The 13,410-nt window shown below is 48.7% G+C and carries 16 protein-coding genes; 13 read left to right on the forward strand and 3 right to left on the reverse strand.

Features of this window, described 5'->3' with window-relative positions; translation table 11 throughout:
- The first annotated feature begins 1 nt into the window (after position 1).
- The gene (locus tag ACFORK_RS09025; RefSeq protein ID WP_379197855.1) at positions 2 to 1,030 is read left to right on the forward strand and encodes a FecCD family ABC transporter permease; all 1,029 of its coding nucleotides are present in this window, start codon (positions 2 to 4) and stop codon (positions 1,028 to 1,030) included.
- A gap of 32 nt (positions 1,031 to 1,062) precedes the next feature.
- Positions 1,063 to 2,016 (forward strand): ABC transporter substrate-binding protein, encoded by a 954-nt coding sequence (locus tag ACFORK_RS09030; RefSeq protein WP_379197857.1) that lies wholly within the window; start codon positions 1,063 to 1,065, stop codon positions 2,014 to 2,016.
- Between the two features lie 444 nt (positions 2,017 to 2,460).
- On the opposite strand, the gene fabZ is transcribed toward ACFORK_RS09030, so the two are convergent.
- Complete coding sequence (gene fabZ, locus ACFORK_RS09035) at positions 2,461 to 2,889, reverse strand: 3-hydroxyacyl-ACP dehydratase FabZ (protein ID WP_379197859.1); 429 nt, start codon at positions 2,887 to 2,889, stop codon at positions 2,461 to 2,463.
- Between the two features lie 71 nt (positions 2,890 to 2,960).
- Between fabZ and ACFORK_RS09040 the strand changes: the two genes are divergently transcribed.
- Both ACFORK_RS09040 and ACFORK_RS09045 read left to right on the forward strand, forming a co-directional pair.
- On the forward strand, positions 2,961 to 3,149 hold the full coding sequence (locus ACFORK_RS09040; RefSeq protein WP_379197861.1) for a hypothetical protein: 189 nt from the start codon (positions 2,961 to 2,963) through the stop codon (positions 3,147 to 3,149).
- Entirely contained in the window at positions 3,121 to 4,014 is an 894-nt protein-coding gene (locus ACFORK_RS09045; RefSeq protein ID WP_379197863.1) for a hypothetical protein, read from the forward strand. Before ACFORK_RS09040 ends, ACFORK_RS09045 begins: the two co-directional genes overlap by 29 nt.
- 32 nt (positions 4,015 to 4,046) lie before the next feature.
- Here ACFORK_RS09045 and ACFORK_RS09050 read toward each other — a convergent pair whose 3' ends face one another.
- Both ACFORK_RS09050 and ACFORK_RS09055 read right to left on the reverse strand, forming a co-directional pair.
- Positions 4,047 to 4,901, reverse strand: a complete 855-nt coding sequence (locus ACFORK_RS09050; RefSeq protein WP_379197865.1) for an SDR family oxidoreductase — start codon at positions 4,899 to 4,901, stop codon at positions 4,047 to 4,049.
- Between the two features lie 36 nt (positions 4,902 to 4,937).
- Positions 4,938 to 5,768 carry an AraC family transcriptional regulator gene (locus tag ACFORK_RS09055; RefSeq protein ID WP_379197867.1) on the reverse strand — a complete coding sequence of 277 codons (831 nt, stop codon included), beginning with the start codon at positions 5,766 to 5,768 and terminating at the stop codon, positions 4,938 to 4,940.
- 161 nt (positions 5,769 to 5,929) lie between these two features.
- Between ACFORK_RS09055 and ACFORK_RS09060 the strand changes: the two genes are divergently transcribed.
- The 9 genes from ACFORK_RS09060 (at position 5,930) to ACFORK_RS09100 (ending at position 13,188) form a co-directional block, all read left to right on the forward strand.
- On the forward strand, positions 5,930 to 7,096 hold the full coding sequence (locus ACFORK_RS09060; protein WP_379197869.1) for a Gfo/Idh/MocA family protein: 1,167 nt from the start codon (positions 5,930 to 5,932) through the stop codon (positions 7,094 to 7,096).
- A gap of 28 nt (positions 7,097 to 7,124) precedes the next feature.
- Positions 7,125 to 7,904: a sugar phosphate isomerase/epimerase family protein gene (locus ACFORK_RS09065; RefSeq protein ID WP_379197871.1), complete on the forward strand. Its 780-nt coding sequence runs from the start codon at positions 7,125 to 7,127 to the stop codon at positions 7,902 to 7,904.
- Positions 7,901 to 8,989, forward strand: coding sequence for a Gfo/Idh/MocA family protein (locus tag ACFORK_RS09070; protein WP_379197873.1), 1,089 nt, complete (start codon positions 7,901 to 7,903; stop codon positions 8,987 to 8,989). The genes ACFORK_RS09065 and ACFORK_RS09070 overlap by 4 nt, the downstream gene beginning before the upstream one ends.
- A gap of 29 nt (positions 8,990 to 9,018) precedes the next feature.
- Positions 9,019 to 10,029: a Gfo/Idh/MocA family protein gene (locus ACFORK_RS09075; RefSeq protein ID WP_379197875.1), complete on the forward strand. Its 1,011-nt coding sequence runs from the start codon at positions 9,019 to 9,021 to the stop codon at positions 10,027 to 10,029.
- Positions 10,030 to 10,192: 163 nt separating this feature from the next.
- Positions 10,193 to 10,522: a hypothetical protein gene (locus tag ACFORK_RS09080; RefSeq protein ID WP_379197877.1), complete on the forward strand. Its 330-nt coding sequence runs from the start codon at positions 10,193 to 10,195 to the stop codon at positions 10,520 to 10,522.
- Positions 10,523 to 10,800: 278 nt separating this feature from the next.
- Positions 10,801 to 11,313: a peptide-methionine (S)-S-oxide reductase MsrA gene (msrA, locus tag ACFORK_RS09085; protein ID WP_379198566.1), complete on the forward strand. Its 513-nt coding sequence runs from the start codon at positions 10,801 to 10,803 to the stop codon at positions 11,311 to 11,313.
- Positions 11,314 to 11,361: 48 nt separating this feature from the next.
- On the forward strand, positions 11,362 to 12,045 hold the full coding sequence (locus tag ACFORK_RS09090; RefSeq protein WP_379197879.1) for an HAD family hydrolase: 684 nt from the start codon (positions 11,362 to 11,364) through the stop codon (positions 12,043 to 12,045).
- A gap of 228 nt (positions 12,046 to 12,273) precedes the next feature.
- On the forward strand, positions 12,274 to 12,495 hold the full coding sequence (locus tag ACFORK_RS09095) for a hypothetical protein (protein ID WP_379197881.1): 222 nt from the start codon (positions 12,274 to 12,276) through the stop codon (positions 12,493 to 12,495).
- A 99-nt stretch (positions 12,496 to 12,594) separates the two neighbouring features.
- On the forward strand, positions 12,595 to 13,188 hold the full coding sequence (locus ACFORK_RS09100; protein WP_379197883.1) for a GNAT family N-acetyltransferase: 594 nt from the start codon (positions 12,595 to 12,597) through the stop codon (positions 13,186 to 13,188).
- Positions 13,189 to 13,410: the final 222 nt, after the last annotated feature.

Consider the following 13,410-nt stretch of genomic DNA (forward strand, 5'->3'; position numbering starts at 1 on the left):
CGTGGAATCTAATATAACAGCTGTGGAGACAAAAAGGAACAAACGCGCACTTTTTGTAAGTAGTATTCTGCTGCTGCTTGCTATAATCATTACTATGATTAGTCTTAACACAGGAACTGCTTCCTTAACCCCGCTAACTGTGTGGAAGACGCTGCTAGGCTATGGCACTAGTGATGAACAAATGATTTTATTTGACTACCGTTTGCCGCGGATTATCGTAACGATGCTGGCTGGAATCGGACTCGGGATCGCGGGTGCGGTATTTCAGGGCACGACACGTAATACACTTGCCGATCCAGGCATTCTCGGAATTAATACTGGGGCAGCGTTGGGACTGATCATCTTCGTCTCTTTCTTTCGGACAATGGAAGGGCCTGTTGCCCTTTTGATTCCGCTGTTTACCTTTGTTGGGGGGACGGTGAGCGCGCTAATTATTTTCCTGTTCGCGTATGACCGCTACAGAGGATTAATGCCGATTCGCCTCATCTTAGTTGGGATTGCTGTAGCCGCCGGGATTAGTGCCGTTACACTTTTACTATCCTTGAAGCTGGATGATAAGACCTATGCCTTCACAGCGCGCTGGTTAGCAGGAAGTGTCTGGGGTAGGGATTGGATACATGTAGGTGCGCTTCTGCCATGGATTGCTGTACTTGTTCCGTTAATCTATAGTCGCTCCAAAGCGCTGGATCTCTTCGTGCTTGGCGACGAAACCGCCTACAGCGTGGGCAGTCATGTTACCCGAGAACGGCTATCCTTGCTGGGCATGGCTGTTGCACTCTCTTGCGCCAGTGTGTCGGTTGCGGGTGGGATCGGATTTATTGGTCTGGTCGCTCCCCATATTGCGAGACGTCTGGTTGGTCCACAGCATCGCAATTTTCTTCCGGTAGCAGCGCTTATCGGCCTGGTCATTCTGGTTACAGCAGATACGATCGGACGATCGATTTTTCGCCCTAATGCCATTCCGGCAGGTGTGGTGGTTGCCGCAATCGGCGGCCCTTATTTTCTGTATTTATTGTTTAAAACAAAATAAAAGATTGAACGTTCTGGAGGAAATGAATCAACATGAAAAAACTCACTTTAGCTATAATCTCAATGATGTTGCTCGCAGTGTTAGCTGCCTGTGGAAAGTCTAACGAAGCGACAAGCACAGCAACAGCAAATTCCGAAGTCACTTCGGATTCAGCGCAATCGGAATCGGCTTCACCGACACATAGTCCAGATGCCAAAATCGCCTCCATGTCCATTCACATCACCAACAATCTACTAGCGCTGGGCATTACTCCTGCTGGCTCAGTAATCGGTGGTGATCTGAAAGATTTCCTGCCCCATGTGGCTGATCGACTGGAAGGTGTGACCAAGCTCGGGGTGGTAACAGATCCGGATATGGAAGCGGTACTAGGGTTAAAACCGGATGTAATCTATATTGATAAAGTCTATTCCGGCGAGGATTTGCCCAAGTTCGAGAAAATCGCCCCAACGCTGACCATTGATATGGATAGTGGAACCTGGCGTGATCATCTCTCACGGATTGCTGAGCATGTTGGACGCGAGAAGGAAGCCCAAGATTTCATTCAGGATTACGACGCCAAGGCCGAGCGGGTCAGTGGATTGATTAAGGAACAGTTGGGTGAGAACGCGAAGGTAATGGCTATCCGAATGACGGCGAAAGAACTTCGTGTGATGGGGACAAAACGTCCGCTGGGACCGATCATGTTCGAGGATTTGAAGCTGAAGATGGCAGATGGTGTAGAGAAAATCCCAGCTAGCGATCCATACCAGGTAATTTCTAAGGAAGTGCTCCCAGATTTTGATGCCGATGCGATCTTTGTGATCATTAGTAAAGGAAACGAAGCCAAGAGCAATTTCGAAGAGCTGGAGAAAAATCCGGTCTGGAAAAATTTAAAGGCTGTTAAAAACAATCATGTCTATATGCTGGACGGGCAAAAGTGGTTGGATTATTCCTCCATTGGCCAAAGTATGGCACTTGATGATGCTGAACAGCTGTTTCATAAGTAATTTTTGAAAAGAAGAGATTGTCCTTTCAGTTTCGTAGAAGGGGCAGTCTCTTTTGTGTTGAGGGGAAAAGGTATAATTGAAAAAATAAATCGTTTTTCCGGTGAACTGCGTCTTACCTTTAGAACGAGGGGGAGTGATGGTGGAAAATACAATAGATAAGATCAGAGAGACAGATTTTGCACTGTCAGAGGAAGAAGCCTTTTTTAAACGCTGTCTCAGATGGGCCTCTAGAAACTAAAAAGCTGCTACCGAAACTTATCGGAGCAGCTTTTACTTAGATGCCCAGCACGGGCATCATCTCTAAGGTGAAAGTCCTGAAAGGGAGCTTGCACAAACCTACCGTCAGCCAAGGACAAGAGTGTGTCATGAGGCGGAATATGAGGGTAAAAACCATGGCCTGTGAACGGCTTCCCGCCTCAGTGTAGATGTTTTTGCTATTTAAAACTAAATTGAGCTAAAAGCAAACATAATTTCTGCTTCACAAACGAGTTCATTGTTAACCGTAGCTACACCTTTACCTTTGACGATCTTTCCTTTGATGCGAGTTACATCGAATTCGAGCAGGAGGTGGTCACCTGGCTTTACTTGCCGTTTGAAGCGACAATTATCAATGCCCGTCAATAAGCCTATTTTATGCTCATCGCTCACTCCATTAGACATTACGATCCCACCGACCTGTGCCAATGCTTCTACAATTAAGACGCCAGGCATAACGGGATAGTCGGGAAAATGACCAAGAAAATAAGGTTCATTGACGGACACATTTTTAAGTCCAACAGCTCTCTTTCCTTCATCAATTTCCAAGATTCTATCGACCAGCAGAAATGGATATCTATGAGGAATCATCTTTTTAATGCTTTCAATATCAAACATGAACGGCCTCCTAGGAATAGTGTAATACTATTTTATCTCGATTTGGAAAAATTGACCACGAAAATCCGTGTATGCTGCGTGAACCGGTTGTTTTGATGAGGTTATTTTTGCAAACACCTGATATTGACAGTGAGCCATTTTCACAAAAAATGTTTTATAAATCCGCTCCATTATGCAAATCCTATTTAGAAGAAGCCTGCGCTCAAATTCTAACAGGAGCTGATAACAGTTATGGCGAAAAAGCAATGCTTATTCTGTGATCAAATCGTTCCATTGGAAACCAGTGGGGATTATGATAAATTTATTGACTGCCATTGTGCTCCGGGGGATTCTTACCGTTTGCTCCGTGGCAGCTATGAAACCGTTAATGCATTGTCCCATCAGGACAAGCGGCAGCTTTTCCCCATTTTGTCGGCATATATTCGGGAGCAGATTGATCGGGGAAATCAAGTGGTGCTGGCCGCCGGGGAGCTGGAGTCGATCGCCAACTCACCGGACATTCCGGCCACCATCGAGGAGAAGGGAGCGCGCTTCCTGCAATATCTGTACAGACATTCAGAGGCGGCAGGCGAAGCGGTGGTTATCCAACCGTTGGCCAACAGCTATAATATAACCTACTCGCCGAACCTACAGGAACTGGTCTATATTATAGATAAACTCGCTGGCGAAGAGCTGTTGGTGCGCGAAGGGATGAGCTTCAAGCTGACGGACAAAGGCTGGGCGGAAGCTGCCGCAAGAGCAGGTGGAAGAAGGCTTAAGCCATGCTGTGTCCTGCTGTCGGCCGATCCGGTGCTGCTCGAAGAGTGGTCGACTCATGTGCTGCCCCGAATTGAACAATGCGGGTACAGCCCGCAAGTATTCAATGCAGCGGAGCAAGACCGCCGTGAAACCTATGCCCTGGACACCATCGCCGCAAGCAAGCTGATCATCGCGGATGTGACAACTCATTCACCAGAGGTCTATTTGGGAGCAGGGTATGCTCTTGGACAGGACATTCCGGTGCTCTGGACGATGAAAAGTGTTCATCATGAGCATGGTCCACTTCTTCCAAGCGAGATACGTCTATTGCTCTGGGACACGGCAGAAGAGCTGGCAGCCATTCTGCTACAACGATTGAGTCGTTAATTGTTCGCGCCAACTCCTCCTGTTTTCCAGTTTTATACACCCGAATAAGCCATAAATCCGCCGTCTACAGGAACCGTAATTCCCGTAATAAAGCCAGAGGTCTCTTCATCGGCGAGCCAAAGCAGTGTGCCGAGCAGGTCCTCCGGCTGACCGAAGCGACGCATTGGGGTATGGGCAATAATTTTCTGCGAGCGCTCTGTTAGCTCTCCGTCTTCGCGGATCAGCAGCTTCTCATTCTGTTTGGTCAGAAAAAAGCCGGGGGCGATCGCGTTCACGCGGATGCCCGCGTCTGCGAGATGGACAGCCAGCCAACTCGTGAAATTGTTGATGCCCGCCTTGGCGGCGCTATAAGCTGGTACCTTGGTCAACGAGGATTCAGCGCTCATCGATGAGATATTGATGACAGCAGCACCTTGTCGTCCAAGCATCTGAGTGGCAAAAATCTGGGTAGGAATCAGAGTTCCGATCAGATTGAGATCAAGCACTTGCCGAAAACCCGGAACACTGAGATCGAAGAATGAATGCACGTCAGGATTATCCAGATCCCCGGGCTCATAGCTCTCTTTCGTAGTATTGGCCGAGGCATCATTGCCACCGGCACCGTTGATCAGCAGATCGCAAGGACCCCAGCGCTGCTGCACCTCATTAGCGGCACTGGCTACGCTATTCTTGTCCGTTACATCACAAGCAATTGCGTAAGCCTGCCCGCCTGCCGCTTCAATCTCGACCTGCAGAGCCTCGCCTTTCTCTAAAGTACGGTTAAGAATGGCCACCTTCGCGCCTTGCCGCGCCAGTTCAAGTGCCATCGTACGGCACAAGACACCCGCCCCGCCTGTAATCACCACTACTTTTTCTGCCAGTGTAGGATGTATTGCCAGCTTGCCCATAAGAATCGCTCCTTGTCATGTGATAAGTTATTGTGCTTATTTGGTACTGATCCGGTAAGCGGAGGGAGAGACTCCCGTATTCTTCTTGAAGCTTTTGGAGAAATGCGCCAGCTCCATCCCAACCTGCTCGGCAACGCTGGAGATACTGGAGTCCGAATAGGAGAGAAGCCGCTTGGCATACTCTATCCGTTTGAGCTGAACATACTGCATGGGAGGGACCCCGACGAATTTTTTGAAATAAGGAATAAAGTAATTCGGATGCAAATGCACAAGCTCGGCAAGATCTTCAACCTCCAGCGGCCAATTCAGGCGTTCATCAATAAAATTAAGAACATTGGCCAGCTTGCCCTGATCCCCGGTCTGAATGAATTCCTTCATGAAGTCCTGGTACCCGCCAGATTCCAGACATAGGGCCAGGAGATTCATCAGCGAAGCCTGGGTACGCATTTTGGAGAAGAAATCGTTCCGGTGAAAATTGTCGATCATCTCGGAAAAAATCTTTCGCACAGCGTCCCGGTCCGGTGCATCGCTGATGTACAGCTTGCCTGCGGCATGGAACAGCGGCCATTCCCCGATGCGGGCATCGAAATGACAGTAATAACGGGTGTATGGATTGTCACGAGAAGTATCCGTGGTCTGAGTTGTACCTGCCGGCATAATCATTAACTGCCCAGGCTTCGGGTAGTAGGTCATTCCGTTAAGTACCACCTTGCCCTCGCCCTTGTCTATGTAATAGAACCGGCCAAAGGAGGGTGTCTCATTGGTCCGGTTCCAACCGGGATATTTGGTGCTGACTTGGGCATAGGATACGTTGACTGTCAAATTTTCCAGCATACCACTTGTAAGATTGGGAGGGGTATTCATCATCAGGGCTCCTTGTGAAGCGTTCTAAATCCATTATAGCGATTATTGTGGATTTATCTAATGTATCTTATTTATTTACAAAACAATCTTAATTCCTGGCATGTTCACTTTCCGTCAGTCGTTATATTCTCAAGTCATACTTATGAACAGGGAAGTGATCCACTATGCCAACCGTACGTTATGGAATTATTGGAGTAGGGAATATGGGCCGGGCTCATGCGATTAATCTATTGAGTGAGATCAAGGGCGCGGAGCTGGCTGCAGTCTGCGATATTAGCCCGGAACGTCTGGAGTGGGCCGGAGAACATTTACCGGAAACTGTGAAGCGGTATAGCAGTCCTGCGGAACTGTTTGCAGCGAAGACTGTGGATGCTGTACTCATTGCGACACCGCATTACGACCACCCGACGCTGGCAATTGAGGCGCTTAACGCAGGATACCATACCTTGATTGAGAAGCCGGCAGGCGTTTACACCAAGGCTGTGCAAGAAATGAACGAGACGGCTGCATCTCATCCCGAGTTGAAATTCGGCATTATGTATAACCAGCGTACGAACCCGCTATACCAAAAGCTGAGAGACCTGATTCAGTCTGGTGAGCTTGGTGAGATCCGACGCACCAACTGGATCATCACAGACTGGTATAGGACGCAGAGTTACTATAACTCCGGTGGCTGGCGGGCAACTTGGGGTGGGGAAGGCGGCGGTGTACTGCTGAATCAGGACCCGCACCAGCTTGATCTGTGGCAATGGACGACCGGCATGATGCCGAAGCGTGTGCGTGCGTTCTGTCATTTCGGCAAGTACCGGGACATTGAGGTTGAAGATGATGTAACCGCTTATGTGGAGTATGAGAACGGGGCTACGGGTCTGTTCATCACGACAACCGGAGAAGCACCGGGAACGAACCGTTTCGAAATTACAGGTGACAATGGGAAAATAGTGGTCGAGAACGGCAGCCTGACCTTTTGGCGGTTACGCACCCCAGAGCCGAAATTCAATGCGGAGTACGAAGAGGGCTTCGGCGCGCCGGAAAGCTGGAAATGTGAGATTCCGGTGGAGCCGGGCGGCGGTGAACAGCACAATGGCATTCTGCGGAATTTCACCCGTGCGATCCTGCACGATGAGCCATTGCTGGCTCCGGGAGAAGAAGGCATCCGCGGCCTGACGCTTTCCAATGCGATGTATTTATCTTCTTGGACCGACAATTGGGTGGAGTTGCCGATCGATGCTGAGCTGTTCCATGAGAAGCTGACTGAGAAGATTGAAAGCTCTACTTTTCAAAAAGCAGCAGCCGGCAATAAGACTCTTGATGTCAAAGGCACCCACTAATCTACTATCATTCAGGAGATGATTCCCTATGCAACATTCCAATATCGCATTGCAAATGTATACCTTAAGAGATTTCACCCAAACACCGGATGAGCTCAGAACAACTTTTCAGAAAGTGGCGGCCATCGGCTATACTGCTGTCCAAGTATCAGGTATCGGACCGATTGACCCGGTAAAAGTGAAGGAATACGCTGACGAGGCTGGCTTGAAAATCTGTGCCACCCATGTTTCTTGGGACCGCTTGGAGAATGATCTTGACGCGCTGGCTCGCGAACATCAGTTGTGGGATTGTAAATATATAGGTCTTGGCGGGCTCCCGGATCATTATCGTACCAGTCAGGAAGGTTATCGGACATTTGCACGGAAGGCCTCGGAGATTGCCCGTCGTCTGAAGGAAGAATACGGCCTGCAATTTATTTATCATAATCATGATTTTGAATTTGAACGGGTGGATGGTGTCACAGGAATGGATATCCTGCTGAACGAGTCTGATGCGGAGCATTTCGGGCTTGAATTGGACCTGTATTGGGTGCAGGCGGGCGGTGGCGATCCAATCGAATGGACACACAAAGTAAAAGGACGGATGGGCGTTGTTCATCTTAAGGATATGGCCATCGTAGAGAGAAGGCAGACTTTTGCCGAATTGGGTGAAGGAAACATGAATTATAAGGGGATTATTGAAGCCTGTCGTGAGACGGGTGTGGAATGGTATGTAGTCGAGCAGGATGCGTGTCGGCGTGATCCTTTTGAGAGTGTGACGATTAGCCTGGATTACTTGCGAAGCTACCTTCAGGGAGGGTCCAAATGAACCGCAAGGACGGGATGAATTATGCCCCTCGCCACGCGGCCAAGCCGGTGGTGCAGTCCGGAGAATTCGTGATTGCAGCAATAGCGCTGGATCACGGTCATATCTACGGGATGTGCAACGGTCTAATCGAAGCTGGGGCACAGCTGAAATGGGTGTATGATCCTGATCCTGCTAAAGTGAAGGTCTTCATGGAGACCTACCCAGGGGTAAGGGCTGCCCGATCAGCGGAAGAAATTCTGGATGATGCTGCGGTTCATCTCGTTGCGGCCGCTGCGATCCCTTCGGAGCGCGCTGCGCTCGGCATGAAGGTCATGGCGCACGGCAAGGACTACTTTACAGATAAGACACCGTTCACGACACTAGATCAACTGGCAGCTGCCCGGGTTCAGGAGGAACGGACCCGGCAGAAATACATGGTCTACTTCAGTGAACGGCTGCATGTGGAAAGCGCAGTTTATGCCGGGCAGCTGATCCGCGAAGGACGCATTGGTCGGGTGCTTCAAGTTATAGGTATGGGGCCGCATCGTCTCAATGCGCCAAGCCGTCCAGATTGGTTCTTCAAGCGGCAGCAGTATGGGGGGATTCTCTGCGACATTGGTAGCCACCAAATTGAGCAGTTCCTGTATTATGCCGGCTGCCAGTCTGCCAAAGTGTTGCACAGTAAAGTGGGCAATTACAATCATGCCGACTACCCCGAGCTGGAAGACTTCGGCGATGCAACGCTTGTTGGCGATAACGGTGCTACCCAGTATTTCCGTGTAGACTGGTTCACCCCGGAGGGCCTTGGCACTTGGGGTGATGGACGAACGATGATCCTCGGGACAGAAGGATATATTGAATTGCGCAAATACACCGATCTGAGCCGCGCTAACAGCGGGGATCACGTCTTCTGGGCGGATGCGAAGGGCGAGCATTACGAGCATGTCGCAGGCAAGGTCGGCTTTCCTTTCTTCGGCGAGCTGATCCTGGATGTTCTGAACCGGACTGAGCTCGCCATGACTCAGGAACATGCCTTCAAGGCAGCAGAACTGTGTCTCGTTGCTCAGGACCAGGCAGTCAATCTGACGCCGGACCAATTACGTTAGCGCAGGCAGCGCGGAAGGAAGAGCGAACCATGCAAAATACGAAAAAGCTTGGCGCAGCGATTATTGGCTGTGGTGCCATCTTTCCTCTGCATGCTCAAGGTTTAGCCGGGCTGCAGAACGTAGAGCTTCTTGCCGTTGTAGATAATGATCTATCCAAGGCCGAACAGGCCGGACGTGAATACAACTGTTTGGCAATCGATGATTATCGAACCATCATCGACAACGACGATATTGATGTAGTTCATCTGTGTACCCCGCACTACTTGCATGCGGAGATGGCGATAGAGCTGCTCCGAGCCGGTAAGCATGTACTGACTGAAAAGCCTCTGGCTGATAGTCTGGATGCGGCTCACCGCCTGCTTGAGGCAGCAGCCAGCAGTACAGGGCAGCTGGGCGTAGTGTTCCAGAATCGCTACAATGACCCATCCGTGCGTATCAAGCAAATTATCGAATCCGGTGAACTGGGGCGGCTGGTCTGCCTGAAAGGCGTCGTTACTTGGCACCGGGATGAAGCCTATTACCAATCCAGCAGCTGGAGAGGTCGCTGGGCCACAGAGGGCGGAGGGGTCCTCATGAATCAGACCATTCATACTCTAGATCTTCTGCAATGGTTCGGAGGCGAAATTCGCTCGGTACGGGGAAGTGTGACAACAGATGTCCTGGACGGCGTAATTGAGGTTGAAGACACCGCACATGCGTGCATTGATTTCAGTAATGAAGCCAGAGGGCTTTTCTACGGAACGAATGCTTATCTGGTTAATTCACCAGTAGAGCTGGAAGTGGTCTTCGAGCACGGAACGCTGCTGCAACGCAGGGATTGCCTGTATCTCTGGAAGGATGAACAGGAGACACTCCTCTGTGAACCATCAGCCAAATCCGCAGGAGCTAAATCCTATTGGGGCACTGGACATTTCCGGTTGATCGAGGATTTCTATAACCACATCCGTGAGAATCGGAAATTCTGGATCGATGGTGAAGAAGGCTTTAAGGCGATGAAGTTGGCGAAGGATATTTATAGCTCATCTAATGCGAGATCCTAGAAGAATTTATGATTTCATATCCATGTTAGCACGTATTCAGCAGGCCGCGATAATTCGCGGCCTGTTCATTGTATAAGCCCAGTAACCGAAACCTCTTTACCGGAATAGAATAACAAATGGAGAATCAGCATTTCACATTCATTAAAGAGGCGGGAGGATTACTATGGCTTCCCCTGGAAGGAACAAAAAAACAACGGTTTCATCTAACAGATCAAAGAATGGAGCAAGTGCAGAACGTTCCATTCAGGCACTCCTTAATGGTGGTAAGAACTTGGAGATCATTGTTGCAGCCTTACTCTTAACCGGGAAGCTGAATGTCGATTCGGTAACTATATTCAAGCAAGCTACGCTGCTTGTCGGGCTGACTGGTAAATATAAAACGCTGATTAAGAACACCAATGTGGACAATATGGTAAAGTTTCTTAACGACAATGGTGATATGACGATCGACGAGGTACTTCAGGCTTTTACACAGAAGAGCCAAAAAGGCTAGAAGAGATCAAGACGATGGCGAGCTAATTACAAGCAAAGGAGCAGGTGAATAATGGGCGAAACTGTTGGTCCGGATTTTGGGATGTGGGTTATTTTTTTCATATTGTTTGGACTATTTTTCTTTGGCTCCACCGACATCGAGAATCTTTCTAGTCAACCGACAGAGGCCTAGTCTATGTAAGGCGTCCAGCATGTAGCTTGATCCATATTGACCTCGGCAGTTAATTGTGTCTTTAATATAAGTAGATACATGACTGGATAGAGAGAGGACTTATAATGATGGAACAAGCTATGTTTGCTGGAGGATGTTTTTGGTGCATGGTCACCCCTTTTGAAGAGTTGCCGGGCATTCACGGTATCGTCTCGGGATACGCTGGCGGACAGACAGTTAATCCTACTTACGAAGAGGTCAAGACAGGAGAGACAGGCCATTACGAGGTTGTACAAATTACGTTCGACCCCGCATTATTTCCATATGAAAGGCTGCTTGAGCTGTTCTGGCCACAGATCGATCCTACTGATGATGGCGGTCAATTTCAGGACCGTGGTTCCCAGTACCGGACAGCGGTTTTCTATTATAATGAGGAACAACGCTTGGCGGCTGAAGCTTCCAAGGTAAATGTAGCAGCCAGCGGGCGATTCGAAGGACCCATTGTGACAGAGATTCTGCCAGCACCGGTCTTCTACCGTGCGGAGGAGTATCACCAGGATTATCATAAGAAGAACCCCAAGCATTACAAGGAGGACCGGGAGCAATCCGGCCGTGACACCTTTATCGAGAAGCACTGGTAATCAAAGAGAAGTAATATTCGTTGTCTATTTCGGAGGGAGTTTGAAGGTGTGAGCAGAACATTGCAAAGTATTTTGTTTGATCTGGATGGTACGTTAACCGATCCGAAAGAGGGAATCACGAAAAGTGTAGCCTATGCCTTGAACCAACTAGATCATCAAGTAGAGGACCTGGATACGTTGCTTCCTTACATTGGACCGCCATTATACGATTCTTTTATCGAATTGAACGGTTTCTCGGAGGACAAGGCTCGCCGTGCCGTTGAACTCTACCGTGAGCGCTACAGCACCATTGGCAAATTCGAGAACGCCGTTATTCCAGGTATCCCTGAATTGCTGGAGGGATTGAAGGAGCAGGGATATCGTCTGTATGTTGCTACCTCCAAACCGACTGTGTTTGCTGAGCAGATTATCGAGCATTACGGACTTGCCTCTTACTTCAAGCATGTCGTAGGAAGTAATCTGGACGGAACGCGTTCCAAGAAGCAAGAAGTGATCCAATACGTTCTGGATCAGAATGATATCGCTCCAGAGCAGGCAGTGATGATCGGCGACCGGAAGCATGATATTATCGGGGCCATAGGCTGCGGTGTGGAATCTATTGGCGTCCTGTTCGGATATGGTTCAGAAGAAGAGCTTAGCAGTGCCGGTGCGGATCACATCGCCAGCCGGGTGGAAGAGGTTGGGGAGATTATCGCCTGCATTCGTGAAGTTGGAATCGTAAGCGGAGTCTAACCAGCATATTGTGTAGAGAAGCGAGAAGCCCGAAATGGGCTTCTTTTTTTACTTGAATGCACGATTTCAGCATTTTTCATACAGAGTTGTGAACTAAGGATCATGAGAGTTTTTTTGTACTACAACTTCATTTTTAAATTTGAACTATTACCATAAGCTTAGTGGGCAGTAAATGCTGCGCTATAGTTAAGAACGATCAGAGAGAATGTGGTTATGCGTTTATTCGAGATGATATATTTCACCGATGCCCAGCTATTCTCTCCGCTACTTCGATACCACGGTATTACGGGTAACGTTAGCGAAAAACACGGGGCAGATATCGTGAATCGTTACGTTTTGGACTTCTTCAACAAGGAATTGGAAGGGGCGGACGAAGCCCTGATCAGCGGTCAGAATGCATCATTTCCCAAGGTGAAATTCCAGCGTTCTGGCAGGGAAATTGTAGAATAAAAAACTAGTTGATTTCCCCCCCTTTGGTAAAGCATACTTGGTCTTGGAAGACCATTTTCTCAAGTTCTATCATCCTACCAAAGGGAGCGTTGGATTCACATGTGGCCTACACACCTTGATGAACTGTCAGGCGAAGCTATACGACTTGTTCCAATGGAAAAAAGTCACACTGCCGGGCTGGCTGCTGTATTGGCAAGTCCTTCAATCTGGGAGTATACCTGGAGGCAAGTCACTACGCCTGAGCAGATTGACCAATTACTATTAACCGCACTCACGAACAAAGAAAATGGCACAGAGGCTCCTTATACTATCTTCGATAGGGCTACTGATCAAATCATCGGCACGACCCGTGTTCATCACTTGGACATGAATCACCGGAATGCGGAGATTGGTTGCACCTGGATCGCTCCTGACTACTGGCGTACAAGGGTCAACACCGAGTCCAAGTTCCTGCTTCTTCAGCACTGCTTCGAAGAACTGGCACTGGTCCGCGTGCAATTCTCAGTGATCGGCAATAATCAAAGGTCCCAGCGTGCTGTTGAACGGATCGGCGGGGTTAGAGAGGGCGTACTGCGTAATCACCGTCTTCGCTCCAACGGTACCGTGCTGGACAATGTCATCTATAGCATTCTCGATTCAGAATGGCCTACCGTCAAAGACAACCTCCATTACTTGTTGAATCATAAATACTAATTCTATTATGTGAAATTAAAATTCAAACAGAAGACTAGGTGGTATTCTGGTGAGGTTAGGGCGTAAGGATGCAAATTCCTCATCCCCTTTCCCAGTCTTCTTACAGTGAAATTGGTCCATCACCTCAACTAAGAGCATTTTTGTACCTTATTTTTCTTGAATAAAGATAAATAAGGGAAATAAGAGCATTATCGTACCTTATTTTAGGGAAAATATGCAGAA

The organism is Paenibacillus sp. GCM10012306 (assembly GCF_042649265.1).
Lineage (GTDB): Bacteria > Bacillota > Bacilli > Paenibacillales > Paenibacillaceae > Paenibacillus_AQ.

Bases quoted from the DNA above. Each gene is read 5' to 3' on its own strand.
- ACFORK_RS09045 (WP_379197863.1), top strand. From the start codon at position 3,121: ATGGCGAAAAAGCAATGCTTATTCTGTGATCAAATCGTTCCATTGGAA.
- ACFORK_RS09030 (WP_379197857.1), top strand. From the start codon at position 1,063: ATGAAAAAACTCACTTTAGCTATAATCTCAATGATGTTGCTCGCAGTG.
- ACFORK_RS09075 (WP_379197875.1), top strand. From the start codon at position 9,019: ATGCAAAATACGAAAAAGCTTGGCGCAGCGATTATTGGCTGTGGTGCC.
- ACFORK_RS09040 (WP_379197861.1), top strand. From the start codon at position 2,961: ATGCTGCGTGAACCGGTTGTTTTGATGAGGTTATTTTTGCAAACACCT.
- ACFORK_RS09050 (WP_379197865.1), bottom strand. From the start codon at position 4,901: ATGGGCAAGCTGGCAATACATCCTACACTGGCAGAAAAAGTAGTGGTG.
- ACFORK_RS09055 (WP_379197867.1), bottom strand. From the start codon at position 5,768: ATGATGAATACCCCTCCCAATCTTACAAGTGGTATGCTGGAAAATTTG.
- ACFORK_RS09095 (WP_379197881.1), top strand. From the start codon at position 12,274: ATGATATATTTCACCGATGCCCAGCTATTCTCTCCGCTACTTCGATAC.
- ACFORK_RS09100 (WP_379197883.1), top strand. From the start codon at position 12,595: ATGTGGCCTACACACCTTGATGAACTGTCAGGCGAAGCTATACGACTT.
- msrA (WP_379198566.1), top strand. From the start codon at position 10,801: ATGGAACAAGCTATGTTTGCTGGAGGATGTTTTTGGTGCATGGTCACC.
- ACFORK_RS09070 (WP_379197873.1), top strand. From the start codon at position 7,901: ATGAACCGCAAGGACGGGATGAATTATGCCCCTCGCCACGCGGCCAAG.
- ACFORK_RS09080 (WP_379197877.1), top strand. From the start codon at position 10,193: ATGGCTTCCCCTGGAAGGAACAAAAAAACAACGGTTTCATCTAACAGA.
- fabZ (WP_379197859.1), bottom strand. From the start codon at position 2,889: ATGTTTGATATTGAAAGCATTAAAAAGATGATTCCTCATAGATATCCA.
- ACFORK_RS09065 (WP_379197871.1), top strand. From the start codon at position 7,125: ATGCAACATTCCAATATCGCATTGCAAATGTATACCTTAAGAGATTTC.
- ACFORK_RS09060 (WP_379197869.1), top strand. From the start codon at position 5,930: ATGCCAACCGTACGTTATGGAATTATTGGAGTAGGGAATATGGGCCGG.